The sequence below is a fragment of the Erwinia sp. CGal63 genome (genome assembly GCF_037026505.1).
Classification (GTDB): Bacteria; Pseudomonadota; Gammaproteobacteria; order Enterobacterales; family Enterobacteriaceae; genus Erwinia.
Genome location: NZ_JAKUMN010000010.1, coordinates 1 through 25,558 on the forward strand (window position 1 = coordinate 1; position 25,558 = coordinate 25,558).

Consider the following 25,558-nt stretch of genomic DNA (forward strand, 5'->3'; position numbering starts at 1 on the left):
CAGCTTCCTGAACCTGCTGAGCCGCTGGTGTAAACCGTTGTGCCGTCTCAGTGGTTGCGCATTATAGGGAGTTCTCGACGGCTGACAAGCGTTTATTACAAATAAATTACCGACAGCCGTATTTTTCTACAAAACGTCTTTTTTTACTGCGCTTTGCCTGATAAAGCAGCAAATTCATGGGTAAAACGCGTTACCTGCTCCCAGTCTGTGTACTCTACTTCTTTACTGGCATCCGTTTCGCCGCCGGTCATACGCATAATCAGCTGGATCATAAAGCGATCGAAGAAACCGTAGCGCGGATAGCGCAGCGCGCCAGCAAACACGGCGCAGCAGTCAGGCTGCCACGGCGAGCTCAGTAAAAACTTGCGCGTATAGGCATTAGTCTGCGGCGTGCGCTTTTCAGGCTTGCGCGCCGTGAGGTTTACCGAGAAGAATCCCGACGGACGCTGTTTAAGCGCCTGCAAATGCTGTTTTACGAACTTTTCTACCTTCGGATGGAAATGCCCGTAGCGAATAGAAGCGCCGATCAGCACGCGATCGTACTTTGCCCATTCGATATTATCCGCGTGCAGGATATTGATCGTATCGCACTCCTGCTGCGCTTTAAGTTGGTTAGCTATAAAGGCCGCGATTTCCCGGGTTTGTCCGTCGCGGCTGGAGTAAAGGATAAGTGCTTTCATAAGTTTCAACTTTTGTTACTCGCGCCAGAACGTCGGCGTGAACAGAACCAACAGCGTAAAGACCTCAAGACGACCAAACAGCATCGTCAGAATCAAAATCCATTTCGCCGCATCATTCATAGTAGTGAAGTTATCCGCTACTACCCCTAAGCCAGGCCCAAGATTGTTCAGCGTGGCGGCAACGGCGGCAAAGGCCGAGAAGTCATCCACGCCCGTGGCGATGATGGCCAGCATACTGAGCAGGAAGACCAGCGCGTAGGCCGAGAAGAATCCCCACACCGCTTCAAGTATTCTCTCAGGCAGCGCTCGCTGTCCCAGCTTAATGGTATAGACGGCATTTGGATGTACCAGACGCTTTAATTCACGCGAGCCTTGTTTAAACAGCAGCAGAATACGGATCACTTTCAGGCCGCCGCCAGTCGATCCGGCGCAGCCGCCGATAAAAGCGGAGCAGAGCAGCAGCACCGGTAAAAAAAGCGGCCAGCGGGCGATACTGTCCGTGGTGAAACCGGCGGTGGTCGCCATAGAAACGACCTGGAAAAAAGCCTGGTTCAGCGTCTGCATACCGCTTTGATAAACATTGTGCGCCCACAGCACTATCGTACAGATGATAACAAGCGTGAACTGCACGCCGATAAACATGCGAAATTCCGGATCGCGCCAGTAGACGCGCAAATTACGTCCGCTGAGCAGCGTAAAGTGCAGACCGTAGTTACAGCCGGAGATCAGCAGGAAGATGGCGATAATGGTGTTGATGGTCGGACTATGGAAGTAGCCGATACTGGCGTCATGCGTCGAGAAGCCGCCGATAGCGATAGTGGAAAAGCTATGGCCGATGGCGTCAAACAGCGGCATTCCCGCCAGCCAAAGCGCCAGCGCGCAGATAACCGTGAGCAGCACGTAGATTAGCCAGAGCGTTTTCGCCGTTTCGGCAATTCTGGGACGCATCTTGTTATCTTTCAGCGGGCCGGGCATTTCGGCGCGATAGAGCTGCATACCGCCAACGCCCAGAATCGGCAGGATAGCCACCGCCAGTACGATGATCCCCATGCCGCCAAGCCACTGCAGCATCTGTCGATAGAACAGGATGGCTTTCGGCAGCGAATCCAGCCCCACCAGCGTTGTCGCGCCCGTGGTGGTCAGCCCGGAGAAAGATTCAAAGAACGCGTCAGTAAAAGAGAGATTGGGATGTTCGGCAAAGATAAAAGGCATGGCCCCAACGCTGCCCAGTACTGTCCAGAACAGCACCACGATCAGAAAACCTTCGCGCGGCTTCAGCTCGCTTTTCTGTTTGCGGTTCGGCCACCACAGCAGCGAGCCGATCAGCAGCGCCATAAAGAAGGTTTGCGTAAAGGCTCGCCCGGCGCCGTCACGATAGATTAGCGCCACCAGGCCTGGCACAATCATGGTGCCAGAGAATAAAATGACCAGTAAACCCACGATGCGGGTGATGGCACGAAAATGCATGTGGCCTTTCCTTTCTTGACAGGATGTTAGTCGACAGGGGCCAGATGAAGCGCCCCTCTGCTGAAATCGGCGAGATGGCGCTTGAAGTCCGCTACCTGCGCGTGCGGTAAAGCCAGCGTCAGCGAGACGCACTGCAGGAACTCGCTGTGCCGCAGCTGACCGTGAAAGCGGGCAATCATTCTTTCGATTTCCGCCAGCTGCGCGTAGTCGCAGGAGAGCGTAAAGGTCAGCATCGGCACCTTTTGCTGCCTGGGCAGCGCTTTTAACGCCTGCTGCACGCCGCCGCCGTAAGCCTTAACCAGGCCGCCTGTGCCCAGCATAATGCCGCCGTAATAGCGCACCACCACCGCCGTTATCTCGCCAACGCCGCTACCCATCAGCTGGGCCAGCATCGGTTTGCCCGCCGTGCCGGAAGGCTCGCCGTCATCAGAGAAACCGAGCTGTTGCGAATCGTCAGGCGCGCCCGCTACCCAGGCCCAGCAGTGGTGCCTGGCGGCAGGATGTTCGCTTTTAACCTGTTGCAGAAAAGCGCGCGCCGCTTCCACGCCGTCGGTATGAGCCAGCAGCGTGATAAAGCGACTTTTTTTAATTTCCTCGCTAAAGCTGAAGGTTTCAGCGGGAATATCGTATGCGTCCATCAGTCCAGCTTGAGATCCCTGGTCATATTTTCCACGCCCTGCTCGCGGATCACCACGTTGTCTTCGATGCGGATGCCGCCGTAAGGCTTCAGCGCCTCAATGCGCGCCCAGTCAAAGTGGTGGCTGAACCGGCCTTCGCGCCACGGCGCCAGCAGCGATTCAATAAAATAGATGCCGGGTTCGATCGTGAGCACCATGCGCGGTTCGAGAATGCGCGTACAGCGCAGATAAGGATACTGCTGCGGCGCGGCCAGATGCGTGCCGCAATCGTCCTGCATAAATCCGGCCACGTCATGTACCTGCAAGCCAAGCGGATGGCCGACGCCGTGCGGCATAAACGGCCCGGTCAGGTTTTCCGCCACCATCGCCTCTTCGCTCAGGCCTTTCACCAGCTGATGTTTTAACAGTAGCTTAGCCAGGCGATGATGCATCTGCTGATGATAGTCGGTATAGCGCACGCCCGCTTTCAGCGTGGCGATCAGCGCCAGCTCCTCTTCATTCATATCCTGAACAAGCTGCGCATAGTCGCTGGCCGAATCCCAGGCGTAGCTGCGCGTCAAGTCGGCGGCGTAGCCGTTATATTCCGTGCCGGCGTCCAGCAAAAAGCTGCGCGGCTGCTCCGGCGGCAGATGATCAAGCTTAGTGTAGTGCAGCACAGCGGCGTGCTCGTTCAGCGCCACGATGTTGCCGTAAGGCACGTCGATATCGCGATGTCCGGTAGCCGCAAGGTAGGCGATGTTGATATCGAACTCGCTCATGCCGGAGAGGAAGGCTTCTTTCGCCGCGCGATGACCGATCACCGCCGTCTTTTGCGCTTCGCGCAGGCAGTAAAGCTCATAGTCGGTTTTATAAGAACGATGGTAGTGCAGAAAATCGATCACGCCTTTTGGGTTGACGGCGGCGGCGTTAATACCAAGCTGCGCGGCGCGTTCCGGCACCGGGCCGATATAAGCGACGTTTTCACGTTGTGTCGGCAGCAGTTGGCCAATCTCATCGGCTTTTTTCAACGCCGAGATCTCGATTTCATCTGTCCAGAAGCTTTGCGGTAGCGGCTCGACGTTGTGCCAGTAATCCACCGGCGAATAGAACCAGAGCTTCGGCTTATTGACGCCGTCGACCCACAGCCAGCAGTTGGGCACGCTGGTGATCGGCAGCCAGGCTTTAAACTGTGGATTCACTTTGAAAGGGTAGTCGTGGTCATCCAGGAAAACCGTCAGCAGTTCGCCGGAATGGATCAGCATGGCATCCAGCTTAAAGCGGGCCAGCACCTGCTGCGCGCGCGCCTGTAGCGTTTTAATATGCTCCTGATAAAGGGCGCTCAACGAGTCCATCACTTTGCCTCCGTTAATCACGAAATTGAGCGCATCTTAGCACGCCGTCGCCGTTTTGCCGCGCCTGTGATCTTGTTTGCAAATAAGCAAACTCTCGTTTGCAAATAATTAACATCAACCGCACACTCTCGATCATCTGGTATGACCAGATCCCTTAAGCGCGGCAGCAGGAGAGAAGAATGCTTTACCAAGGCGACACCCTGACTCTGGACTGGCTGGAAAATGGCATTGCCGAACTGGTTTTTGATGCGCCCGGTTCGGTCAACAAGCTGGATACGCAAACCGTCGCCAGCCTGGGCGAAGCGATTAGCGTGCTGGAACGGCTTACCGATCTGAAAGCGGTGCTGCTCAGTTCACGCAAGCCCACTTTTATCGTCGGCGCGGATATCACCGAATTTCTGTCGCTGTTCGCCGCGCCGGCCGAGCAGCTGACGCAGTGGCTGACCTACGCCAACGGCATATTTAATCGTCTCGAAGATTTACCGGTGCCGACGCTGTCGGCGATACAGGGCTACGCGCTGGGCGGCGGCTGCGAATGTGTGCTGGCGACCGATTTTCGCATCGCCGCGCCGGACGCGCGGATCGGCCTGCCGGAAACAAAGCTGGGCATTATGCCGGGCTTTGGCGGTTCGGTACGCCTGCCGCGCCTGCTGGGCGCCGACAGCGCGCTGGAGATTATCGCCGCCGGAAAAGATGTAGATGCACAAAAAGCGCTGGCGCTGGGCCTGGTGGATGCCGTGGTGCCGGCCGATAAGCTGCGCGACGCCGCTCTGGCTATACTGCGCGACGCCATTAGCGGCAAACAGCCGTGGCGCGAGCGCCGCCAGCCGAAGCTGCAGCCGCTGAAGCTCAGCAAGATCGAAGCCATGATGAGCTTTACCACCGCCAAAGGCGTAGTGCTGCAAACGGCAGGCAAACACTACCCTGCTCCACTGACGGCGGTAAAAACCATTGAGGCCGCAGCCACGCTGAGCCGCGACGAAGCGCTGCTGCTCGAAACCCGGGCTTTTGTGCCGCTGGCGCGTTCCGACGAAGCCCGCGCGCTGGTCGGCATTTTCCTTAACGATCAGGCGCTGAAGGCGAAAGCGAAAAAGCTGGCGCGGGACGCGGCTCCGCCACAGCAGGCTGGCGTACTGGGCGCTGGCATTATGGGCGGCGGCATCGCTTATCAGTCGGCCAGCAAAGGCGTGCCGATAATAATGAAGGATATCAATCCGGCTTCGCTGACGCTCGGCATGAACGAAGTGGCCGGCCTGCTGAACAAGCAGCTTGAGCGCGGCAAAATCGATGCTATGCAGCTGACGACCGCGCTCGGCGCTATTCATCCAACCCTAAGCTACGAAGGGTTCGAGCGGGCCGATGTGGTGGTCGAAGCGGTGGTGGAGAATCCTCAGATCAAAGCGGCGGTGCTGGCGGAAACGGAACAGCATCTTGCCAAAGAGGCCGTGCTGGCCTCCAACACTTCCACTATCCCTGTCAGCCAGCTTGCTCAGGCCCTGCAGCGCCCGGAAAATTTCTGCGGCATGCATTTCTTTAACCCGGTGCATCGGATGCCGCTGGTCGAGGTGATCCGCGGCGAGAAAACTTCTGACGCTACGCTGGCGAAAGTGGTCGCCTGGGCAGGAAAAATGGGCAAAACGGCGATCGTGGTCAACGACTGTCCCGGCTTTTTCGTCAACCGCGTGCTCTTCCCCTATTTCGCGGGCTTCAGCCTGCTGCTGCGGGACGGCGCGGACTACCGCCAGATTGATAAGGTGATGGAGAAAAGCTTCGGCTGGCCGATGGGCCCTGCGTGGCTGCTGGACGTGGTCGGCATCGATACCGCGCACCATGCGCAGAGCTTGATGGCCGACGGCTTCCCGAACCGAATGAAGAAGGATTATCGCGACGCCATCGACGTGCTGTTCGAGGCGAAGCGTTTCGGACAGAAAAACCAGGCGGGCTTTTATCGCTGGGAGAAAGACAGCAAAGGTAAACCGAAAAAAGTTATCGATCCTGAAGGCGATAAGCTGCTGCAGAGCGTTTGCCAGCCGCAGCGCGTGTTCAGCGACGAGGAGATCCTCGCCCGTATGACGATTCCGATGGTCAACGAGGTGGTGCGCTGCCTGGAAGAGAACATTATCGCCACGCCGGCCGAAGCGGATATGGCGCTGGTCTACGGCCTGGGCTTCCCGCCGTTTCGCGGCGGCGTCTTCCGCTATCTGGACACGCTGAGCAGCGCCAGCTTCGCCAGTCAGGCGGGCTATTTCGCCAGCCTCGGCCCGCTTTATCAGCTTCCCGTCAGCCTGCAGGAAAAAGCGCAGCGCAAAGAGCTGTGGTATCCCCAGGTTCAACCGGCCGATGCCGTCCTGAAAACGGCGTAAGGAAAGAATGATGGAAAAAGTCGTAATTGTTGATGCCGTACGCACGCCGATGGGCCGTTCGAAAGGCGGCGCTTTTCGCCATGTCAGGGCCGAAGATTTGTCGGCGCATCTGATGCGCGCGCTGCTGAGCCGCAATGCCGCGCTGGCGGCGGAAAGTCTGGACGATATCTATTGGGGCTGCGTGCAGCAGACGCTGGAGCAGGGTTTTAATATCGCCCGTAACGCCGCCCTGCTGGCGGAGATCCCGCACCGGGTTCCGGCGACGACCGTTAATCGCCTGTGCGGCTCGTCGATGCAGGCGATGCACGACGCCGCGCGAGCCATTATGGTCGGCGACGCCAGCGCCTGTCTGGTCGGCGGCGTCGAGCATATGGGCCACGTGCCGATGAGTCACGGCGTCGATTTTCATCCCGGCCTGGGTAAAACCGTGGCGAAAGCCGCCGGCATGATGGGTCTGACCGCAGAGATGCTGGCGCGAATGCACCATATCGACCGGGAAATGCAGGACGCGTTCGCCGCCCGATCGCACCAGCGCGCCTGGGCTGCTACGCAGGCTGGCCATTTCGCCGAGGAAATTGTCGCCACCAGCGGCCACGACGGCGACGGCGTACTGAAGCGCTACGATTTTGACGAGGTGATCCGGCCTGATACAACGGCGGCGGGACTGGCGGCGCTGAAGCCCGCGTTCGATCCGGTTAACGGCACGGTGACGGCAGGCAGCTCGTCGGCGCTTTCCGACGGCGCGGCCGCTATGCTGCTGATGAGCGAGTCGCGCGCCCGCGAGCTGGGACTGAAAGCGCGAGCGCGGATCAGATCGATGGCGGTGGTTGGCTGCGATCCGTCGATTATGGGGTTTGGGCCGGTGCCCGCTTCACGGCTGGCGCTGAAGAAAGCGGGCCTGAGCGTGGACGATATCGATCTGTTTGAAATGAATGAGGCTTTCGCCGCTCAGGTGCTGCCGTGTATTAAAGAGCTTGGCCTGATGGATAAGCTGGATGACAAGGTCAACCTGAACGGCGGCGCGATAGCACTGGGCCACCCGCTGGGCTGTTCCGGCGCGCGCATTAGCACTACGCTGCTGAACCTGATGGAGCGGCGCGACGCGCAGTTTGGCCTGGCGACCATGTGCATCGGTCTGGGCCAGGGCATCGCTACCGTACTGGAAAGGATTTAATACCGTCCTTTGCGGACGGTATTTGACCGGAGATCGCGGTTCAGATAAAGGCGAAGGCGTCGCCGAACATCTGTTCCGCTTTCGCTTCGCGCTCGGCGCAGAAACGATCGCGCGCGATTTTCGCCATTTCAAAGCGGCCGGCGATATAGATTTCGTAATCGGCCAGGCTGCTGTGGTCGTTCATTACCGCCGTCAGCACAGTGCCGCTGCGCCCTTCCCAGCCTGGCTCAGGCTGTTCCACTACCGGAATCACCTTCAGGTTAGGATGCTTCACCGCCAGCGCTTCCAGCTCGTCCATATCGTACAGGTGCTTCAGCTCGCGGCCGCCCCAGTAGATTTCAATATGGCGCTGCGGCTGCTGCGCCAGCGCGGTCAGCAGGATGGAGCGGGCGTAGGAAAAGCCAGTGCCGCCCGCAATCAGGATCAGCGGTCGCTCGCTCTCTTCGCGCAGCCAGGCGTCGCCGTGCGGAATATCCACGGTGATCCTGCGCTGCTCCTGAATCCGCTCCATGACCGCCATAGCGTAGAGGTTGAGTTCCGAAGCGCCGATATGCAGCTCGATAATCTCTTTCTCCATCGGCGTGGAGGCCAGCGAAAACGGCCGCTTGTCGCGTTCGTCCATCACCACCATCAGATACTGACCGGCCCGGAAGCTGAAATCGGCTTCCGGCACCATGCGGACTCGGTAAACGGTATCGGTTATCGCCTCTACCGAGATCACTTTACAGCTTAGCGTTGTCATGCATTCCCTCTGTCGGGTCGATTAATTGCCGGGCGCTTATTTGCGCGTGGGCGACTCACTGAAGATGCCCAGTTCATCCCATATCGCATCAATGCGCGCGGTGACGGCGGGATCTTTACGAATTGGGCGACCCCATTCGCGCTGGGTTTCTCCCGGCCACTTGTTGGTGGCGTCCAGGCCCATTTTCGATCCCAGTCCGGAAACCGGCGAGGCGAAATCCAGATAATCAATGGGCGTGTTTTCTACCAGCACCGTATCCCTGGCGGGATCCATACGAGTAGTAATAGCCCAGATGACATCGTTCCAGTCGCGCGCGTTAACATCGTCGTCACAAACAATAACAAATTTAGTGTACATAAACTGACGAAGAAATGACCAAACGCCCATCATTACCCGTTTAGCGTGGCCCGCGTACTGTTTTTTCATCGTCACGACCGCCAGGCGATAGGAGCAACCTTCCGGCGGCAGATAGAAATCGACAATTTCCGGGAACTGCTTCTGCAGGATCGGCACGAAGACTTCGTTCAGCGCTACGCCCAGCACGGCGGGCTCGTCCGGCGGACGGCCGGTATAGGTGGAGTGATAGATGGCGTCGCGGCGCTGCGTAATATGCGTAACGGTGAACACCGGGAAGTTATCAATCTCATTATAGTAGCCGGTATGGTCGCCATACGGCCCTTCCGGCGCGACTTCGCCCGCTTCGATATAGCCTTCCAGCACGATTTCAGCACTGGCCGGCACTTCCAGATCGTTGGAAATACACTTCACGACTTCCGATTTCGTGCCGCGCAGCAGCCCGGCGAAAGCGTATTCGGAAAGCGTGTCGGGAACCGGCGTGACAGCGCCCAGAATAGTGGCGGGATCGGCACCCAGCGCGACGGAAACCGGGAAGCGTTCGCCAGGATGGTGTTGCGACCACTCCTGGAAATCGAGCGCGCCGCCGCGGTGCGACAGCCAGCGCATGATGAGTTTGTTTTTGCCGATCACCTGCTGACGATAGATACCAAGGTTCTGCCGCTCTTTATGCGGGCCGCGCGTGACCGTCAGTCCCCAGGTAATCAGCGGCGCGGCGTCTTCCGGCCAGCATTTCATTACCGGAATGCGGCTTAAATCGACCTCGTCGCCCTGCCAGACCTGCTGCTGGCACGGCGCGTCGCGCAGGCGCTTCGTCGGCATATTTAAGACCTGTTTCCACTGCGGCATCTTGTCGAAAAAGTCGCGGAAACCGCGCGGCGGCTCCGGCTCTTTCAGAAAGGCGAGCAGGCGACCGACTTCGCGCAGCGCTTTTACATCCTGCTGGCCCATACCCAGCGCAACGCGGTCTGGCGTGCCGAAGAGATTGCAGAGCACCGGCATACTGTAGCCTTTCGGATTTTCAAACAGCAGCGCCGGCCCGCCGGCTCGCAGCGTGCGATCGGCGATTTCGGTCATTTCCAGATCGGGATCGATCTCTTGCGTAATACGTTTTAATTCCCCGCGCTGCTCCAGCAGGGAAAGGAAGTCGCGTAGGTCGTGATATTTCATGACTTCTCATCAATACGGTCAGTGAATCGGCCATTATAGGGAGGATTAAGGCGTTGTGCTTAGTTTTTCGCGGCAGGAAGCCGCCGCTCTCTTCCTGCCGCGGCGAAATCTTTTTCGCCAGAAGGTTCCGGTAAACCAGCCGATCCGTTTATTACTACAGTAAATAAGCTTTCTGCTTTACTTCATCCGGCTACCCCGAACGATTTCAGGCATCATCCAGCCCGCATGTTGCTATAACTGTCACGCTATTTTTGCTATTCTTAGCGCCCCTGTAATTGCAAAGTGACGTTATGGAATCCTGGTATTTACTTTATTGCAAACGTGGCCAGCTTACCCGCGCGAAAGAGCATCTTGAGCGTCAGGCGGTGCATTGTCTCAGCCCCATGATTGCCTTAGAGAAACTGGTGCGCGGCAAGCGTACTCAGGTGAATGAGCCGCTGTTTCCGAACTATCTGTTTATCGAGTTCGACCCGGAAGCGATTCATACCACGACCATCAGCGCCACGCGCGGCGTCAGCCATTTCGTGCGCTTCGGCAGTTTGCCGGCAACCGTGCCGCAGGATGTTATCGAGGCTTTGCAGACGCAGACGACGGCGACGCTGCCCGATCCGGAGCTGCCGCAGCCCGGCGACAGAGTGCTGATCACCGCCGGGGCTTTTGAAGGACTAAAGGCTATTTTTACCGAGCCGGACGGCGAAGCGCGCTCTATGCTGCTGCTGAACCTGCTGAACAAGCAAATCGTACGTAGCCTGGACAACCGGCAGTTTCAGAAGCTTTAAGCTGCCGTCAGACGGAACAGCGCGCGGGCGTTGCGATCGCACTGCTCTCCCAGCGCCGCAGCTTCTTCGCCGCGCAGCAGCGCCACCTGCTCCACAATATGCGGCAGAAAGCAGGGTTCGTTGCGGCGCGAGGCCGGACGAGGACGCATATCGCGCGGCAGCAGGTAAGGCGCATCCGTTTCCAACAGCAGCCTGTCGGCCGGGATCAGCGGCATCAGTTCGCGCAGCTCCAGCCCGCGACGCTCGTCGCATACCCAACCCGTAATACCAACCGAAAGTCCCGCAGCCAGACAGGCTTCCAGCTCCGCTTTGGTGCCCGTAAAGCAGTGGACAACGGCGCCGGAGAGCTTTGGCAGCCAGGGATTCAGGATGTCGAGAAAGCGATCGTGCGCTTCGCGGCAGTGGAGAAAGACGGGCAGCTGTAGATCGGCGGCCAGCTCCAGCTGAGCGTTAAAGGCGTAAGCCTGCTGCTCCGGGCCGCAGATGTTGCGGTTAAAATCCAGGCCGCACTCGCCAATCGCCACCACTTCCGGGCTTTCGGCCAGCCTTCTTAGCGTGGCCGCCGTTTCCGCCGACCATTCGCTGGCATGATGCGGATGCACGCCTGCAGTAGACCAGCAGTAGCCAGGCCGACGCTTCGCCAGGCTGTGCGCCTGCTGGCTCTCCAGCGCGTTGGTGCCGGTAATCAGGATGCCGGTCACGCCTGCGTCAACGGCGCGTTTCACTACCTTGTCACGATCTTTGGCGAACTGCGTGCTGGTCAGGTTGACCCCAATATCAAACATAGCGTGTTCCAAACAGTAACCGCCCTGACGGGCGGTTATTTTTTTAATTGTGCGGGCCTTAGCGGTTACTCAGGCTCCTCGTCACTCTCTTCGCGGCGTAGTCCGGTATAGAAGCGGGAGAAGAAAACGCCGACTTCAAACAGGCAGTACATCGGGATCGCCAGCAGCGTCTGGGAAAGCACGTCCGGCGGCGTCAGCAACATGCCGACCACGAAGGCGCCTACCAATACGTAAGGCCGCTTTTTCTTGAGTTCTTCCGGCGTGGTCACGCCAGTCCAGCACAGCAGCACGATGGCGATAGGCACCTCAAACGAGACGCCAAAGGCCATAAACAACGCCATCACGAAATCGAGATAGTTGTTGATATCGGTGGCAATCTGTACGCCATGCGGCGCGGTTTTCGCAAAGAAGCCAAAGGCCAGCGGGAAGACGATAAAGTAGGCGAAAGCCATCCCCACATAGAATAGGAATGAACTGGAAATCAGCAGCGGCACCACCAGCCTGCGCTCGTGGCGGTACAGCGCGGGCGCAATAAAAGCCCAGATCTGATAAAGGATGACCGGCACCGCGATGAAGATGGAGACAATCATGGTGAGCTTGACCGGCGCAAAGAAAGGCGAAGCCACGTCGGTCGCGATCATACTGGCGCCAGCGGGCATCTGTTTCAGCAGCGGTGCGGAAACCAGCTGATAGATATCGTTAGAAAAGTAAGCCAGGCAAAGAAAGATCGCCACGACGGCGATAATGCAGTTCAGCAGACGCTTACGCAGCTCAATCAGATGGCTGATAAGCGGTTGGGTATCTTCAACAGCCATGTTTAGCGTTCATCCGGTTGGGTGGTGGAGACAGGCGCACGGCTGGAGAGCGGCGACGCTTCTTCGGTTACGCCAGGTTTCGCCTTTGCGGCAGCCGGTTTTGCGGCGCCTGCTTCGCTGGCGTTTATAACGCCTTTAGCGTCGGTAACGACATTCGGCGCGGCGGCGACGCCGGGCTCATAAGGCGCGCTGGCGGCGGCTGGCGGCTCGTTGGCCTCTGTAACCGCAGACGATGGCGCGACCGGTTCGCTGGCGGCAGAGGAAACGTGAACCACCGGCGCGGCCGTTTCGGCAGCGGGCTGCGCTGCTGTGACAGCGGCAGAAGCGGCGGGCGCCTGCACCGGCGCGCTGGCCTGATGATCGGCCGCCGCCGGCGTCACGCCATCATGCGACTCGGCATTTTTCACCAGCGGATTATGAATGGTGTTCGCTTCATCATCCGCTTTCTCGTTTTCGCCCAGATATGATCGCTTCATCGACTCTGCGGTTTGCTTCAGCTCCTCCATCGACGCCTTCAGTTCGGGCGTCAGGCTGTTTTTGCTGGCCTCTTCCACTTTTTTCAGGCTGTCCTGCAGCTCCTGCAGCTTCAGCTCCTGCGCCAGCTCATTTTGCACGTTAGCGGCCAGCGAGCGCAGCGCGCGGATCCAGCCGACCACGGTTTTCACCGCTACCGGCAAACGCTGCGGGCCAAGCACCACCAGACCGATAATAAAAACCAGAATCAGTTCACTAAAACCTATGTCGAACACGGCTTACACCTTGTCGTTCTTAACGTCTTCTTTCTTCACTTCAGTATGCTGCTTATCGGCCAGCGTGGCTTTGAAGTCGGCATCATCGGCGTGCGTTTTCGGTTTCTCGTCTTCGTCGCTCATGGCTTTTTTAAAGCCTTTGATCGACGACCCCAGATCGGAGCCAAGACCGCGTAATTTTTTGGTGCCGAACAGCAGAACCACGATTACAGCAATGATTAACAATTGCGTGATACTAATACCGCCCATATGTGTCGCCTCTGATATCAAATAATGCGGGTTTCGCAGTATATAAGCCGGGCTGACGGCACGCAAAGCGCCGCCAGCCTCTCTTTACCTTTCATGACAGTCAGTCGGTTTTACGCCATCCTACCAGCCAGCTTACCAGACCGCCCGCCACCATCGCGGCCGACAGCAGATCCCATTGCGGCCTGGTCAGCAGGATCGCGGTGCCGCTCAGCAGCAGCGTGGCGCCGACGCCGAACAGATAGTGGGATTGATGATGGCGAACGCGATCGTTTCTCAGGTCATGCGTGAGTTTTTCAACGCTGTGCTTCAAATGCTTATGGTGCTTCAGGCTTTCATAAAACAGCTCCGGCAGTTCCGGCAGTTTTTCCGCCCAGAACGGCGCTTTATCTTTCAGCGCACGCACGATGGCCGGAATGCCGATCTGATCCTTAATCCAGTCTTCCAGGAACGGTTTGGCGGTCTTCCACAGATCGAGCTGCGGATAGAGCTGGCGGCCGACGCCTTCGACATACAGCAGCGTTTTCTGCAGCAGCACCAGCTGCGGCTGCACTTCCATATTGAAGCGGCGCGCGGTGTTAAAGAGGTTTAGCAGCACGTGGCCGAAGGAGATCTCCGCCAGCGGCTTTTCAAAAATCGGTTCGCAAACGGTGCGGATAGCGAACTCAAAATCCTCTACGTTGGTATCCGGCGGCACCCAGCCAGAGTCAACGTGCAGCTCGGCCACCTTACGGTAGTCGCGATTAAAGAAGGCGATAAAGTTTTCCGCCAGGTAGCGCTTGTCCTCTTTATTCAGCGAGCCAACGATGCCGCAATCGATACCGATATACTGCGGATCTTCGGGATGCTCATAGCTGACAAAGATATTGCCCGGATGCATATCGGCATGGAAAAAGCTGTCGCGGAACACCTGGGTAAAGAAAACCTGCACGCCGCGCTCGGCCAGCAGTTTCATATTGACGCCACGCTGCTCAAGCTGCGCCACGTCGGAGATAGGAATACCGTAGATACGCTCCATCACCAGCATGCCTTCGCTGCAGTAGTCGGAGTAGATTTCCGGCACGTAGAGCATATTGCTGCCTTCGAAATTGCGGCGCAGCTGGATGGCGTTGGCCGCTTCGCGCAGCAGGTTCAGCTCGTCGATCAGCGTTTTTTCGTAATCGGCCACCACTTCCTGCGGACGCAGACGACGACCGTCCGGCAGCAGACGCGGCACCCAGGCCGCCATGCGGTTGATAAGCTTCATATCCGCTTTGATCACCGGCAGGATATCCGGGCGAATCACTTTGATGACCACTTCCTTGCCGTTTTCTTTCAGCGTGGCGGTATGCACCTGCGCGATAGAGGCGGAAGCGAGCGGCGTGATCACGAAGTCATCAAACAGCGTTTCCACTTTACAGCCAAGCGACAGCTCAATTTGCTTTTTCGCCAGCACGCCGTCGAAAGGCGCAACTTTGTCCTGCAGCATCGCCAGCTGATCGGCGATATGCGGCGGAAAAAGGTCGCGGCGCGTGGACATCATCTGCCCGAACTTGATCCATACCGGGCCAAGCTGCTCCATCGCCAGGCGGATACGTTCGCCCAGCTGGCGCTCTTTATGCAGATTAGGCATCCAGAACAAGGTTCTGCGCCACAGGCGCAGCGGCAGCGCCAGACGGGTTTTCGGAATCAGCTCGTCAAGGCCGTAGCTGAGGAAAATGCGGATAATAAAATAGAGACGGCGTATTTCTCCGAGGGTCATTTGCCCTCCAGTTGGTTGAGACGGGTTTCCAACGCCGCCAGCTCGCGAGCGGCAGCGTCAACTTCTTCAGCAAACCAGGCCAGCTCCAGCGAGCCTGGCGCCAGGCGCCACTCTTCCGTCAGCGCCTGGCTAAGGTAGCTCTGCTTGCGAGTGACATCGCCGCGCAGCAGCTGCAGCCCGCGGCGAGCGGCCTGACTAAGGCCCTGAGCGGCGACATCGCCAATCCAGGGCGCGAGGTATTCAGCAGGATCCAGCTCGGCCAGATCGATCAGCGCGGAAAACTGCTGAACGACCTGCAGATCGCCTTCGACCTCCAGCTCACCGCTGCGGATCAAGCTGGTTAACTGCTGGCGATCGCGTAGCTTGCGCAGCGTGGCCAGGCGAGTTTTCACCCGGCAATCCGGCGTATCGCTCCAGTCGCCCAGCACATCGACCTGGGCTTCGCTAAAGATGAAGATCAGCGGCTGCTTCAGCTCGAATAGCTCTACGGCCAGGCTTTTGCCATTAAGACGCTGGCGCGCCGCTTTCAGGCCGCGATCGCGATAGAGAATCTGATTGAGCGCCGTTTCCAGCCCCGCGGTTAACAGCGGCGTTAAGGTCATTCGCTATCCTGTTCAGAACTTGAATCCGCGGTGCAGCGCAACGATGCCACCGGTCAGATTGTGGTAAGTGGTGTTTTCGAAGCCGACGTCATCCATCATCTGCTTTAGCGTATCCTGGTCCGGATGCATACGGATGGATTCGGCCAGGTAGCGATAGCTGCCGGCGTCTTTCGCCACCAGCTCGCCGATGCGCGGCAGCACGTGGAACGAGTAAGCATCGTAAGCCTTGCTCAGCGGCTCCAGTACCGGTTTGGAGAACTCCAGCACCAGCAGACGTCCGCCTGGCTTCAGCACGCGAAACATTGAGGCCAGCGCCTTCTCTTTTTCGGTGACGTTGCGCAGACCAAAAGCGATAGTGATGCAGTCGAAATAGTTGTCCGGGAACGGCAGCGCCTCGGCGTTGGCCTGCACATAGCTGACGTTGCCGATAATCCCGATGTTGCGCAGTTTTTCACGCCCAACCTTGAGCATGGAGCTGTTGATATCGGCCAGCACGACTTCGCCGGTTTCGCCTACCAGACGAGAGAATTTAGCGGTCAGATCGCCGGTGCCGCCCGCCAGATCCAGCACGCGCTGGCCTCGGCGCACACCGCTGCAGTCGATAGTAAAGCGTTTCCAGACGCGGTGAATGCCGAACGACATCAGATCGTTCATCAGGTCATATTTGGCCGCAACGGAATGGAAAACATCAGCCACCATTTCAGCCTTGTCGCTTTTCGCTACCGTCTGAAAGCCGAAGTGCGTGGTATCCTTTGATTCATCTGCCATTTGTTTTGCCTGCTCTGCAATCAGTTATCTGCCAAGTGTATCAGAGTCCCGCAGGCCAGGCACTGCCTTGCGGGTTATTCGTTGACTCGGGCCGCGCCTGGCCCGGTTTGCGTCGCCAGATACGCGACCTCGTCGTCATCGTCATTCTCTTGCTGCTCTGCCGCGTCCGGCATCGCCTGTTCCACCAGATGCGGATTGATAGGTCGCTTAATGGAGACGCCCAGCTGACGAAAGCTTTCCGTCTGCGCTATCAGGTTGCCCCGCCCTTCCGCCAGTTTTTTCATCGCCTGGCGATAGCTTTCACGAGCCTTATCGAGGTTTTGCCCTATTGCTGACATATCGTCGACAAACAGCCGCATCTTGTCGTAAAGCTTAGCCGCCCGATCGGCGATGCGCTGCGCGTGACGGCTCTGGTGTTCATAGCGCCACAGATTATTGATGGTGCGCAACGCCACCAGCAGCGTTGTCGGACTGACCAGCATGATGTTCTGGCTTAGCGCCTCGTTGATCAGCTCCGGCTGACGGTCGATCGCCACCAGAAAGGCGGGTTCGACAGGAATAAACATCAGCACGTAGTCCAGCGAGCGCAAACCGGGCAGCTGCTGATAATCTTTGCGGCTCAGCAGACGAATATGGCTGCGGATGGCGGCGATATGTTCGCCGATGGCCGCTTCGCGCGTGGCTTCATCCTCGCCGTTGAAGTAGCGTTCGTAGGCGACCAGCGTCATCTTGGCGTCGATCACCACATCTTTGCCCTGCGGCAGACGCACAATGACATCCGGCTGCATCCGGGCGTTGTGCTCGAGCTGGATATTGACCTGGGTTTCATACTCGTGCCCTTCGCGCAGGCCGGAAGCCTCCAGCACGCGACTGAGCACCACTTCGCCCCAGTTGCCCTGCATTTTATTATCGCCCTTCAGCGCTTTCGTCAGGTTGATCGCTTCCTGCGCCATCTGGGCGTTGAGCCGCTGCAGGTTCTGAATTTCATGGGAGAGCGTGTGGCGCTCGCGCGCCTCCTGGCCGAAGCCTTCCTGCACCTGGCGACGAAAGCCTTCCAGCTGCTCACGCAGCGGCGAGAGCAGGCCGTCCAGGCTCTGGCGATTCTGTTCATCGACGCGCCGGTTGCTGTGTTCGAAAATACGGTTGGCTAAGTGTTCAAACTGCGCGTTCAGCCGCTGCTCGCTGTTGACCAGCAGGCGCTGTTTCTCTTCCGCCGCCATTCTGCTCTCTTCAAGCCGAATGGTGACCTCGCGCAGCTCCGCTTCCTGCGCGCTATTGATCTCCAGCTGCGTGCGTAGCTCGCGCGCCAGCTGTTCAGCCTCGCCGCGCCAGTGGTCAAGCTGAGTCAGTTTTTCCTGCGCGGCCGCCAGCGAACCATGCAGCTGACGCAGCTCCAGCTCCTGCTGCTTTTGCGCCTGCTGCTGCTGGATCTGCTGCTGAGCCAGGCGATCGCGATCCTGTTTCAGCTGTTCGGCGGCCTGCTGCTGCAGCCTGCGCTCCGTTTCCTGCTGCGCGGCGCGCTGTTGGCTCTGATACCAGGCGATAAGCCAGCCGACCAGCAGACCCGCCAGGCCTGAACCGATGCCGTAACCGATTGTTGCATCCACGCGCTTTCTCCCGCACAAGCTTCTCTGGCAGAAAAGGTAAGGGCAGCCTGCGGCAATGTCGAGCTAAAAAGCGTGATGTAACGGCGCTGGCGGGAGTTTCATCGAAATGCCGGAGACGGCTCGAAGAATTTGCCCGGTCGGCGCGGTTAAAGAAGAGGAGCGCACGGCTCCCCTGAGGATATTTTCAATGCGATGGGCAACTGTTCGCCGCCCTCAGTGACGAGTCAGATCAAACGACGAGCCGCGTCGACCACGATGCGCACCGCATCGCTTTCGGTTTTCTTCATGGTTTCCGCGTCGGGGATTTCCTGCTGGGTACGGTTGACGATAACGCCCGCCACCATACCGGCGCGCAGGCCCTGGCTGGCGCACATAGTCAGCAGCGTGGCGGACTCCATCTCATAGTTCAGCACGCCCATCTGCTGCCACTCTTTCATCGAATTCTGGAAACGGCTGACCACACGACCGGAGAAAGTGTCGTAGCGCTCCTGGCCTGGATAGAAGGTGTCGGAAGAGGCAGTCACGCCAATATGCGTGGTGGCGCCAGCCGCTTTCGCCGCTTCGACCAGCGCGGTGGTGCAGGTGAAATCAGCGACGGCCGGGAACTCCAGCGGCGCGAAGTGCAGGCTTGCACCGTCCAGGCGAACGGAACCGGTTGTTACCAGCACGTCACCCACGTTGATTTCCGGCTGAATAGCGCCCGTAGTGCCGACGCGTAGAAAAGTGCGTACGCCAAGCTGCGCCAGCTCTTCCACAGCGATAGAGGTCGACGGGCCGCCGATGCCGGTCGAACATACCACCACCGCTTTGCCGTCGATTTCGGCTCGCCAGGTGGTGAATTCACGATGCGACGCCAGATGAACAGGATTCTCCATCAGCGCGGCAATTTTTTTAACGCGCTCAGGATCGCCTGGCACAATGGCAAGGGTCGCGCCCTGAAGGTCGGCTTTGGTTAAACCCAGGTGGAAAACGTCTGACTGTGCCATAGCAAGCTCCGGTTAAAAGGGGAAGGCGATAAAACGCTTACAGTAACGTAACCTTGCGTGAAATTGTGTGAGTAACTTCACTTGAGATAATGAAAATTACATTTGGAATTCATTGGAGCGTGATGATAGTCACATAAAAATGCCATTCAGCCTTATCGCTCTGTCAGAAATGCGCGGCGACGGCGAAGATGACAGCGTGACCTTCACCCGTTCGAAACGTAATCCTGGCTATAGTTAGCTGATTGCGCTACTGCATGCATGGAGAGGACAATGAAAACCGACGATAATCCGACTCAAACATCGAATAAGGGATTCGCTCCTGCGGTTTCACCTGCCGCAGCGACCACCATCGTTACCGACAGCGCCGATATCGTTTCCGGCGAAACGTCAATCCCGACCCAGGGCGAAAATATGCCTGCCTTTCACGCCAGGCCCCGCGACGCCAGCGGCCCGCTGCCGGTCATTCTGGTAGTGCAGGAGATTTTCGGCGTGCATGAGCATATTCGCGATATTTGCCGCCGTCTGGCGACGGAAGGCTATCTGGCCGTGGCGCCCGAACTCTATTTCCGCCAGGGCGATCCCGCCGACTACAACGATATCCCTACGCTATTTAAAGAACTGGTCAGCAAAGTGCCGGATACCCAGGTGCTGGCGGATCTGGATCACGTGGCGAACTGGGCGTCGCGCCACGGCGGCGATATGCGCAATATGGGCATTACCGGATTCTGCTGGGGCGGCCGCATCACCTGGCTTTACGCCGCGCATAATCCACAGCTGAAGGCAGGCGTCGCCTGGTACGGCAAGCTGGTAGGCGATAAGACGCTGCAGCAGCAGAAGCATCCGGTCGATGTCGCGGTCGATCTGAACGCGCCGGTGCTGGGGCTGTATGGCGCGCAGGATGAGAGCATCCCGGCAGAAAGCGTGGACAAGATGCGGCAGGCGCTACGGGCGGCGAACGCCAATTCAGAGATTGTGGTTTATCCCGACGCCGGGCACGCTTTCAATGCCGACTATCGTCCCAGCTACCATGAAGAATCCGCCAAAGATGGCTGGCAGCGGATGCTGAACTGGTTCCGACAGAACGGCGTTAAATAACGGCGCGGTCGGTCAACAGCGAAAAAGGGGCGCCCAAAGCGCCCCGATATCATTCAACACTCAGACGACGGCTTTACGCAGATTGCGGGCGGCCTGCACCATATTAGCCAGCGCCTGACGGGTTTCCGGCCAGCCGCGCGTTTTCAGACCGCAGTCCGGATTGACCCATAAACGTTCCACCGGAATACGCTTCGCCGCTTTACGCAGCAGCGCCTCCATCCACTCCACGCTCGGCACGTTTGGCGAATGGATATCGTACACGCCCGGGCCGATTTCGTTCGGATAGTCAAACTCCTCAAACGCTTCCAGCAGCTCCATATCGGAACGTGAGGTTTCGATGGTGATCACATCCGCGTCCAGCGCGGCGATGGAATCCATAATGTCGTTGAATTCGCAGTAACACATATGGGTGTGGATCTGGGTATCGTCCCGCGCGACAGCGGCGTTCAGGCGGAAAGCGTCCACGGCCCATTCCAGATAGGCCGCCCAGTCTGACTTGCGCAGCGGCAGACCTTCGCGCAGCGCCGGCTCGTCGATTTGAATAATGCCGATGCCCGCTTTTTCCAGATCCGCCACTTCATCACGCAGCGCCAGCGCGATCTGCTTAGCGATAGTTTCACGGGAAACGTCTTCACGCGGGAAAGACCAGCAGAGAATAGTGACCGGGCCAGTCAGCATCCCTTTTACCGGCTTGTCGGTCAGCGACTGCGCGTATTTGGCCCACTCCACGGTGATTGCCTGCGGACGGCTGACGTCGCCGATGATGACCGGCGGCTTGACGCAGCGGGAGCCGTAGCTCTGTACCCAGCCGTTCTGGGTAAAGGCGAAGCCATCGAGGTTTTCACCAAAATATTCCACCATGTCGTTGCGCTCCGCCTCGCCATGAACCAGCACGTCCAGCCCCAGGCGTTCCTGCTCGACGATCGCCTGCTTAATGTGCTCTGCGATACCGGTTCGATAGCGGTTTCCGTCCAGACGACCCTGCTTAAAGTCCAGCCGCAGGCCGCGAATTTCAGGGGTTTGCGGAAAAGAGCCGATGGTGGTGGTCGGCCACGCAGGCAGTTGAAAACGCTGGCGCTGCGCTGCGGCGCGTACGGGATAGCTGCTGTTACGCTCGCTCTCTTTCGCGCTGACGGCAGCCAGGCGCTCGCCAACGGCGGCATTATGCACGCGGGCGGAGTCGCGACGGGCGCGGATCGGCGCGCTCCAGGCTTCCAGCGACTGCGGATCGTTAGCGTTCAGCGCCTTGCTCAGCAGCGCCAGCTCCTGGCATTTCTGCAGCGCGAAAGCGAACCAGCTTTTCACCTCCTCATCCAGACGCGTCTCCGAACTCAGGTCGATCGGGCTGTGCAGCAGCGAGCAGGAAGAGCCGATCCACAGCTGTTTACGCTTGTCGACCAGCGGCCGCAGGCGCTCAAACCAGCTGCTGAGGTCGGCGCGCCAGACGTTGCGGCCATTGATCACGCCCAAAGAAAGCAGCCAGTCAGCCGGCACTTTGGCGTTCAGCGCAGCGATATCATCTTTGCCATGAACCAGGTCGACGTGCAAACCCTGTACGGGCAGCTTCACGATGGTATTGAGGCTGGAGCCGACGCTTTCAAAGTAGGTGGTCAGCAGCAGTTTGGTCTTTCCCTGCAGCGCATCGTAAGCCGGCTGGAAAGCGTCCAGCCATGCCTGCGGCAGCTCCAGTACCAGCGCTGGCTCGTCAATCTGCACCCATTCGATATCGCGCTTTGCCAGCTCGGCCAGCACCTGTTGGTAAACCGGCAGTATCTCCTGTAACAGGCTCAGACGGTCGAACGCTTCGCCTTTGACTTTTCCCAGCCAGAGATAAGTTACCGGCCCAAGCAGCACAGGCTTCACCTTGTGGCCCAGCGCCAGCGCTTCATCCACTTCGTCCAGAATCTGCGTCCAGCTCAGCCGGAAACGCTGACCTTTGGTAAATTCCGGCACCATATAGTGGTAGTTGGTGTTAAACCATTTGGTCATTTCGGCCGCCGCCGCCGGTTCGCCGGTTGGCGCACGGCCACGGCCCAGACGAAACAGGGTATCCAGATCCACCGAACCTTCTTTGTTCTGATGGCGCGCGGGCACGTTGCCCAGCAGCAGGCTGGTGGTCAGCACATGATCGTACCAGGCGAAATCGCCGACCGGCACGTAGTCCACTCCCGCCTGCTTCTGCTGCTCCCAATGGCGGGCGCGCAGCTCGCGGCCTACCGCCAGCAGCTCCTCCTGCGTGCTGTTGCCCGCCCAGTAGCTTTCCTGGGCTTTTTTTAGTTCGCGACGCAGGCCGACACGGGGAAAGCCGAGCGTATGGTTTAAAATTGTCATCAATACGTTCCTCAGTTATCGCCCGCTGTCGTGGCTATCGGGCTTTTAGACGTCCAGATGTTTACACATCTATAATCCGCAGGTACTGTATGGGCCACAAGCGCAAATTGTTCATTGTCGATGTGAAGGACTCTCATGATTGAACTCAAACACCTGCGAACGCTGCAAGCGCTGCGCAACAGCGGTTCGCTGGCCGCCGCCGCCGCCCAGCTTCATCAGACGCAGTCGGCCCTGTCTCACCAGTTCAGCGATCTGGAGCAGCGCCTGGGTTTCCGCCTGTTCGTGCGTAAAAGCCAGCCGCTGCGCTTTACGCCGCAGGGCGAAATTCTGCTGCAGCTCGCCGAGCAGGTGCTGCCGCAGATCCAACACGCGTTGCAGGCCTGCCACGAGCCGCATCAGACCACGCTACGCATCGCCATCGAGTGTCACAGCTGCATTCAGTGGCTGACTCCGGCGCTGAATAATTTCCGTAAAAGCTGGCCGCAGGTGGTGATGGACTTTAAATCGGGCGTGACGTTCGACCCGCAGCCCGCGCTGCAGCAGGGCGAACTGGACGTGGTACTGACCTCCGACATTCTGCCGCGCAGCGGGCTCTTCTATTCGCCGATGTTCGATTTTGAGGTCAGGCTGGTGCTGGCGCCCGATCATCCGCTGGCGATGGTGGAACATATTTCGCCTGAGGATTTGGCCAGCGAAGTGCTGATGATCTATCCGGTGCAGCGCCAGCGCCTGGATATCTGGCGCCATTTTTTACAGCCTGCGGGCGTCAGTCCGGCCCTGAAAAGCGTGGACAATACGCTGCTGCTAATCCAGATGGTGTCGGCGGGCATGGGCATCGCCGCGCTGCCGCACTGGGTGGTGGAGAGCTTCGAGACTCAGGGGCTGGTGGTAACGAAAACGCTTGGCCAGGGATTATGGAGCCGTTTATACGCTGCCGTACGCGACGGTGAGCAGCGGCAACCGGTAGTAGAAGCTTTTATTCATTCCGCCCGCCAGCACGCCTGCGAGCATCTGCCGCTGGTCAGAGACGCCTCCGCGCCAGGTGCGCCGCTGCCCGCTTCGCTCAGCCATTTATAATTGCCCTGCTTATCCGCCGTCGGCTTTTTGCTGACGGTATTCCTTTATCCGGCGTCATTTGTCTCTATAATGCGGCCAACGATCCTGAACCGATGAGATTTCTATGACCAATAACGACGTTTTGCGCAGCGTGCGCTATATGCTGAATCTGAGCGATGCCCAAATGGTCACCATTCTGGCGCTGGCGGAAAGTGAAGTGAGCGAAGCGGAGATGCAAAGCTTTCTGAAAAAAGAGGATGAAGCGGGCTTTCGCGCCTGTCCGGACGTGATCATGGGCTATTTCCTGAACGGTCTGATTTTCCAGCGCCGCGGCAAGAGCGAAGATGCGCCGGAACCCTCTATTGAGCGCAAAATGACGAATAATATTATTATTAAAAAATTGCGAATCGCTTTTGATTTAAAAACTACCGATATTATCGACGTGCTTAAACTGGCTGATTTTGCCGTAGGTCAGTCTGAAATTGGCGCGATTTTCCGCAAGCCTGGTCATAAAAATTATCGCGAGTGCGGCGATCAAATTTTAAGGAATTTCCTGAAAGGAATGACATTAAAATTAAGACCTGCTCCTGCTAAAAAACAATAATTCATTTCGCAGCCTTCGGGCTGCCTTTTATTAAAAGACGTCAGAAATAATAAATCACGCCGTAAAATAAATCTTTCCGCCTTACACTTTCTTGACAATATAAAATAACGCTCATATTATCCGCGATGCTATTTACATTCCGTAAATACGTTAACCATGAAAAAGGATATATCATGAGAGAGCTTAATACTACTGAAGTTGCCGCTGTGAGTGGCGCAGGTAAGATTCAGGAAAAAGCCACTGAAATTTATGGCTCCGTATTCTCCAGCCTGTATAAAGCGTTGTCGCTGGGCAATCTGGGCTATACCGCAGAGCAGGTAAAAACTGCGGGTGAGGATCTGGGCAGCCGTATTGGCGGCGCCATTGAAACAGGCATTAATAAAATTGCCGCGAAACTAAATGAGTTTGTCACTTCCATCGCTGGTTAAGTTATAGCTTTAGCAGGGCGCGACGCGCCCTGCTAAAGCATCGCGTTATTTTATCCAGCGTCGGTGTAGCCAAAGTGAAGCAAAAATCACCGCAGCGCCAATAATAAAGCTTGGCCAGTGCGGCTGCTGCTGCCATATCGCCAGATTAACCAGCAAGCCTGCAGGAACATGCATATTGTTCATAATCCCCAGCGTGCCGGCATCCACCTGCGTCGCGCCGTAATTCCACATAAAGTAGCCCAGCCCGGACGCCACAACGCCCAGCCAGATCAGAATGCTCCACTGCAGCGTCGTGGTCGGCAGCTTTTGCGGATTGCCCCACAGAAACCAGGCGACGACCGCGACAAGCGCCGCGCCCATATAGAACCATGAGAAAGCGGTATGCTGCGGCATCGGCCGTGTTTCCTGCAGCCGCTTGTAGCCCACCATGCCGACCGCGAAGCAGAGGTTAGCCAGCTGCACCAGCAGCAGCCCGTACCAGAAGTGATCGCTGACTTTGTCGTAGCGGATAATGGCCGCGCCCGCTACCGCCAGCAGCGCGCTCAGGAGATAGCCTGAACGCACGCCGCGACCGCTCATCAGATCGTAGATCAGCGTGATATAAAGCGGCGTCATCACTGTAAACAGCAGCAACTCGGAAACGCTGAGGTAGAGATAGGCTTCAAAGCTGAACAGGTACATCACGCCCAGCTGCAGCGCGCCTACGGCCATATAGAGCAGCAGCGTTGAAAGCCGGTGGCCGCGCCAGCGCAGAAACGGCAGGAACACCACGGCGGCCAGCAGCAGACGGATCAGCACCGAGAAGACGCTGTCGACCTGGCCCGCCAGATACTCCCCTATCAAGCTGAATGAAAAGGCCCACAAAATAGTGGTGACGATCAATAAGGTCACGATAAAAATCCCTGGTAAAAAAGTCGGCACAGTGTAGCGAAAAGCCTCTGCCGATGGGGAAATATCTGGTTGACATCCGGTCACAAAAAATACAGCGACGCCAGCTTCAGTGAACGGCCTCACACTCTTCTCTTTTCGCGGCGCAGGCATAGAGAG

At 57.9% G+C, this 25,558-nt stretch carries 23 protein-coding genes and 1 pseudogene; 7 read left to right on the top strand and 17 right to left on the bottom strand.

Features of this window, described 5'->3' with window-relative positions; genetic code table 11:
* Positions 1-143: 143 nt before the first annotated feature.
* From hemG to pepQ, 4 genes are read right to left on the bottom strand one after another with little or no spacing between them, the layout of a single operon-like run.
* The gene (hemG, locus tag MKZ79_RS20685; RefSeq protein WP_336144509.1) at positions 144-680 is read right to left on the bottom strand and encodes a menaquinone-dependent protoporphyrinogen IX dehydrogenase; all 537 of its coding nucleotides are present in this window, start codon (positions 678-680) and stop codon (positions 144-146) included.
* A gap of 15 nt (positions 681-695) precedes the next feature.
* The gene (gene trkH, locus MKZ79_RS20690; RefSeq protein WP_336144510.1) at positions 696-2,147 is read right to left on the bottom strand and encodes a Trk system potassium transporter TrkH; all 1,452 of its coding nucleotides are present in this window, start codon (positions 2,145-2,147) and stop codon (positions 696-698) included.
* 26 nt (positions 2,148-2,173) lie between these two features.
* Positions 2,174-2,785, bottom strand: coding sequence for an IMPACT family protein (locus MKZ79_RS20695; RefSeq protein WP_336144511.1), 612 nt, complete (start codon positions 2,783-2,785; stop codon positions 2,174-2,176).
* Entirely contained in the window at positions 2,785-4,116 is a 1,332-nt protein-coding gene (gene pepQ / locus MKZ79_RS20700; protein ID WP_336144579.1) for a Xaa-Pro dipeptidase, read from the bottom strand. The genes MKZ79_RS20695 and pepQ overlap by 1 nt, the downstream gene beginning before the upstream one ends.
* 179 nt (positions 4,117-4,295) lie before the next feature.
* Here pepQ and fadB point away from each other — a divergent pair, with 179 nt between their 5' ends.
* Complete coding sequence (gene fadB, locus MKZ79_RS20705) at positions 4,296-6,479, top strand: fatty acid oxidation complex subunit alpha FadB (RefSeq protein WP_336144512.1); 2,184 nt, start codon at positions 4,296-4,298, stop codon at positions 6,477-6,479.
* A gap of 10 nt (positions 6,480-6,489) precedes the next feature.
* A complete protein-coding gene (fadA, locus tag MKZ79_RS20710) occupies positions 6,490-7,653 on the top strand; it encodes an acetyl-CoA C-acyltransferase FadA (RefSeq protein ID WP_336144513.1) in 1,164 nt (387 codons plus the stop codon).
* Positions 7,654-7,693: 40 nt separating this feature from the next.
* Here the strand turns inward: fadA and fre are convergent, their stop codons facing one another.
* Both fre and ubiD read right to left on the bottom strand, forming a co-directional pair.
* Entirely contained in the window at positions 7,694-8,395 is a 702-nt protein-coding gene (gene fre / locus MKZ79_RS20715) for an NAD(P)H-flavin reductase (RefSeq protein ID WP_336144514.1), read from the bottom strand.
* Positions 8,396-8,431: 36 nt separating this feature from the next.
* Positions 8,432-9,919 (bottom strand): 4-hydroxy-3-polyprenylbenzoate decarboxylase, encoded by a 1,488-nt coding sequence (ubiD, locus tag MKZ79_RS20720; RefSeq protein ID WP_336144515.1) that lies wholly within the window; start codon positions 9,917-9,919, stop codon positions 8,432-8,434.
* A 290-nt stretch (positions 9,920-10,209) separates the two neighbouring features.
* On the opposite strand from ubiD, the gene rfaH reads away from it, so the two are divergent.
* Positions 10,210-10,698: a transcription/translation regulatory transformer protein RfaH gene (gene rfaH / locus MKZ79_RS20725; protein ID WP_336144516.1), complete on the top strand. Its 489-nt coding sequence runs from the start codon at positions 10,210-10,212 to the stop codon at positions 10,696-10,698.
* On the opposite strand, the gene tatD is transcribed toward rfaH, so the two are convergent.
* The 9 genes and pseudogenes from tatD to udp all read right to left on the bottom strand — a co-directional run bounded on the left by tatD (position 10,695) and on the right by udp (position 18,997).
* Positions 10,695-11,483, bottom strand: coding sequence for a 3'-5' ssDNA/RNA exonuclease TatD (gene tatD / locus MKZ79_RS20730; RefSeq protein WP_336144517.1), 789 nt, complete (start codon positions 11,481-11,483; stop codon positions 10,695-10,697). The two genes, rfaH and tatD, sit on opposite strands and share 4 nt — an antisense overlap.
* A gap of 65 nt (positions 11,484-11,548) precedes the next feature.
* On the bottom strand, positions 11,549-12,298 hold the full coding sequence (gene tatC, locus MKZ79_RS20735; RefSeq protein ID WP_336144518.1) for a Sec-independent protein translocase subunit TatC: 750 nt from the start codon (positions 12,296-12,298) through the stop codon (positions 11,549-11,551).
* A 218-nt stretch (positions 12,299-12,516) separates the two neighbouring features.
* A pseudogene (gene tatB, locus MKZ79_RS20740) lies at positions 12,517-13,047 on the bottom strand (Sec-independent protein translocase protein TatB); the annotation flags it as partial.
* 3 nt (positions 13,048-13,050) lie between these two features.
* Positions 13,051-13,296, bottom strand: a complete 246-nt coding sequence (gene tatE, locus MKZ79_RS20745) for a twin-arginine translocase subunit TatE (protein WP_336144519.1) — start codon at positions 13,294-13,296, stop codon at positions 13,051-13,053.
* A 100-nt stretch (positions 13,297-13,396) separates the two neighbouring features.
* Positions 13,397-15,034, bottom strand: a complete 1,638-nt coding sequence (gene ubiB / locus MKZ79_RS20750; protein ID WP_336144520.1) for a ubiquinone biosynthesis regulatory protein kinase UbiB — start codon at positions 15,032-15,034, stop codon at positions 13,397-13,399.
* Positions 15,031-15,636 carry a ubiquinone biosynthesis protein UbiJ gene (ubiJ, locus tag MKZ79_RS20755; protein WP_336144521.1) on the bottom strand — a complete coding sequence of 202 codons (606 nt, stop codon included), beginning with the start codon at positions 15,634-15,636 and terminating at the stop codon, positions 15,031-15,033. The genes ubiB and ubiJ overlap by 4 nt, the downstream gene beginning before the upstream one ends.
* Positions 15,637-15,648: 12 nt before the next feature.
* A complete protein-coding gene (ubiE, locus tag MKZ79_RS20760; protein ID WP_336144522.1) occupies positions 15,649-16,404 on the bottom strand; it encodes a bifunctional demethylmenaquinone methyltransferase/2-methoxy-6-polyprenyl-1,4-benzoquinol methylase UbiE in 756 nt (251 codons plus the stop codon).
* Positions 16,405-16,478: 74 nt separating this feature from the next.
* Positions 16,479-18,011 (bottom strand): DNA recombination protein RmuC, encoded by a 1,533-nt coding sequence (gene rmuC, locus MKZ79_RS20765; protein ID WP_336144523.1) that lies wholly within the window; start codon positions 18,009-18,011, stop codon positions 16,479-16,481.
* Positions 18,012-18,235: 224 nt separating this feature from the next.
* Positions 18,236-18,997, bottom strand: a complete 762-nt coding sequence (gene udp / locus MKZ79_RS20770) for a uridine phosphorylase (protein WP_336144524.1) — start codon at positions 18,995-18,997, stop codon at positions 18,236-18,238.
* 270 nt (positions 18,998-19,267) lie between these two features.
* Here udp and MKZ79_RS20775 point away from each other — a divergent pair, with 270 nt between their 5' ends.
* A complete protein-coding gene (locus tag MKZ79_RS20775; RefSeq protein WP_336144525.1) occupies positions 19,268-20,092 on the top strand; it encodes a dienelactone hydrolase family protein in 825 nt (274 codons plus the stop codon).
* 60 nt (positions 20,093-20,152) lie between these two features.
* Here the strand turns inward: MKZ79_RS20775 and metE are convergent, their stop codons facing one another.
* Complete coding sequence (metE, locus tag MKZ79_RS20780; protein WP_336144526.1) at positions 20,153-22,423, bottom strand: 5-methyltetrahydropteroyltriglutamate--homocysteine S-methyltransferase; 2,271 nt, start codon at positions 22,421-22,423, stop codon at positions 20,153-20,155.
* A gap of 135 nt (positions 22,424-22,558) precedes the next feature.
* Here metE and metR point away from each other — a divergent pair, with 135 nt between their 5' ends.
* From metR to MKZ79_RS20795, 3 genes are all read left to right on the top strand, one after another.
* A complete protein-coding gene (gene metR, locus MKZ79_RS20785) occupies positions 22,559-23,500 on the top strand; it encodes an HTH-type transcriptional regulator MetR (RefSeq protein ID WP_336144527.1) in 942 nt (313 codons plus the stop codon).
* 103 nt (positions 23,501-23,603) lie between these two features.
* Positions 23,604-24,083: a DUF1456 family protein gene (locus MKZ79_RS20790; protein WP_336144529.1), complete on the top strand. Its 480-nt coding sequence runs from the start codon at positions 23,604-23,606 to the stop codon at positions 24,081-24,083.
* A gap of 125 nt (positions 24,084-24,208) precedes the next feature.
* Positions 24,209-24,511, top strand: coding sequence for a hypothetical protein (locus MKZ79_RS20795; RefSeq protein WP_336144530.1), 303 nt, complete (start codon positions 24,209-24,211; stop codon positions 24,509-24,511).
* Between the two features lie 45 nt (positions 24,512-24,556).
* Here the strand turns inward: MKZ79_RS20795 and MKZ79_RS20800 are convergent, their stop codons facing one another.
* Positions 24,557-25,402 (bottom strand): carboxylate/amino acid/amine transporter, encoded by an 846-nt coding sequence (locus MKZ79_RS20800; RefSeq protein ID WP_336144531.1) that lies wholly within the window; start codon positions 25,400-25,402, stop codon positions 24,557-24,559.
* Between the last annotated feature and the right edge of the window lie 156 nt (positions 25,403-25,558).

Excerpts from the sequence above, each read along its gene's own strand:
- trkH (WP_336144510.1), bottom strand. The coding sequence starts at position 2,147 with ATGCATTTTCGTGCCATCACCCGCATCGTGGGTTTACTGGTCATTTTA.
- tatE (WP_336144519.1), bottom strand. The coding sequence starts at position 13,296 with ATGGGCGGTATTAGTATCACGCAATTGTTAATCATTGCTGTAATCGTG.
- ubiD (WP_336144515.1), bottom strand. The coding sequence starts at position 9,919 with ATGAAATATCACGACCTACGCGACTTCCTTTCCCTGCTGGAGCAGCGC.
- tatD (WP_336144517.1), bottom strand. The coding sequence starts at position 11,483 with ATGTTTGATATTGGGGTCAACCTGACCAGCACGCAGTTCGCCAAAGAT.
- fadA (WP_336144513.1), top strand. The coding sequence starts at position 6,490 with ATGGAAAAAGTCGTAATTGTTGATGCCGTACGCACGCCGATGGGCCGT.
- ubiJ (WP_336144521.1), bottom strand. The coding sequence starts at position 15,636 with ATGACCTTAACGCCGCTGTTAACCGCGGGGCTGGAAACGGCGCTCAAT.
- metE (WP_336144526.1), bottom strand. The coding sequence starts at position 22,423 with ATGACAATTTTAAACCATACGCTCGGCTTTCCCCGTGTCGGCCTGCGT.
- tatC (WP_336144518.1), bottom strand. The coding sequence starts at position 12,298 with ATGGCTGTTGAAGATACCCAACCGCTTATCAGCCATCTGATTGAGCTG.
- fadB (WP_336144512.1), top strand. The coding sequence starts at position 4,296 with ATGCTTTACCAAGGCGACACCCTGACTCTGGACTGGCTGGAAAATGGC.
- MKZ79_RS20695 (WP_336144511.1), bottom strand. The coding sequence starts at position 2,785 with ATGGACGCATACGATATTCCCGCTGAAACCTTCAGCTTTAGCGAGGAA.
- ubiB (WP_336144520.1), bottom strand. The coding sequence starts at position 15,034 with ATGACCCTCGGAGAAATACGCCGTCTCTATTTTATTATCCGCATTTTC.
- MKZ79_RS20775 (WP_336144525.1), top strand. The coding sequence starts at position 19,268 with ATGAAAACCGACGATAATCCGACTCAAACATCGAATAAGGGATTCGCT.
- metR (WP_336144527.1), top strand. The coding sequence starts at position 22,559 with ATGATTGAACTCAAACACCTGCGAACGCTGCAAGCGCTGCGCAACAGC.
- pepQ (WP_336144579.1), bottom strand. The coding sequence starts at position 4,116 with ATGGACTCGTTGAGCGCCCTTTATCAGGAGCATATTAAAACGCTACAG.
- udp (WP_336144524.1), bottom strand. The coding sequence starts at position 18,997 with ATGGCACAGTCAGACGTTTTCCACCTGGGTTTAACCAAAGCCGACCTT.
- rfaH (WP_336144516.1), top strand. The coding sequence starts at position 10,210 with ATGGAATCCTGGTATTTACTTTATTGCAAACGTGGCCAGCTTACCCGC.
- MKZ79_RS20790 (WP_336144529.1), top strand. The coding sequence starts at position 23,604 with ATGACCAATAACGACGTTTTGCGCAGCGTGCGCTATATGCTGAATCTG.
- MKZ79_RS20795 (WP_336144530.1), top strand. The coding sequence starts at position 24,209 with ATGCTATTTACATTCCGTAAATACGTTAACCATGAAAAAGGATATATC.
- fre (WP_336144514.1), bottom strand. The coding sequence starts at position 8,395 with ATGACAACGCTAAGCTGTAAAGTGATCTCGGTAGAGGCGATAACCGAT.
- hemG (WP_336144509.1), bottom strand. The coding sequence starts at position 680 with ATGAAAGCACTTATCCTTTACTCCAGCCGCGACGGACAAACCCGGGAA.
- ubiE (WP_336144522.1), bottom strand. The coding sequence starts at position 16,404 with ATGGCAGATGAATCAAAGGATACCACGCACTTCGGCTTTCAGACGGTA.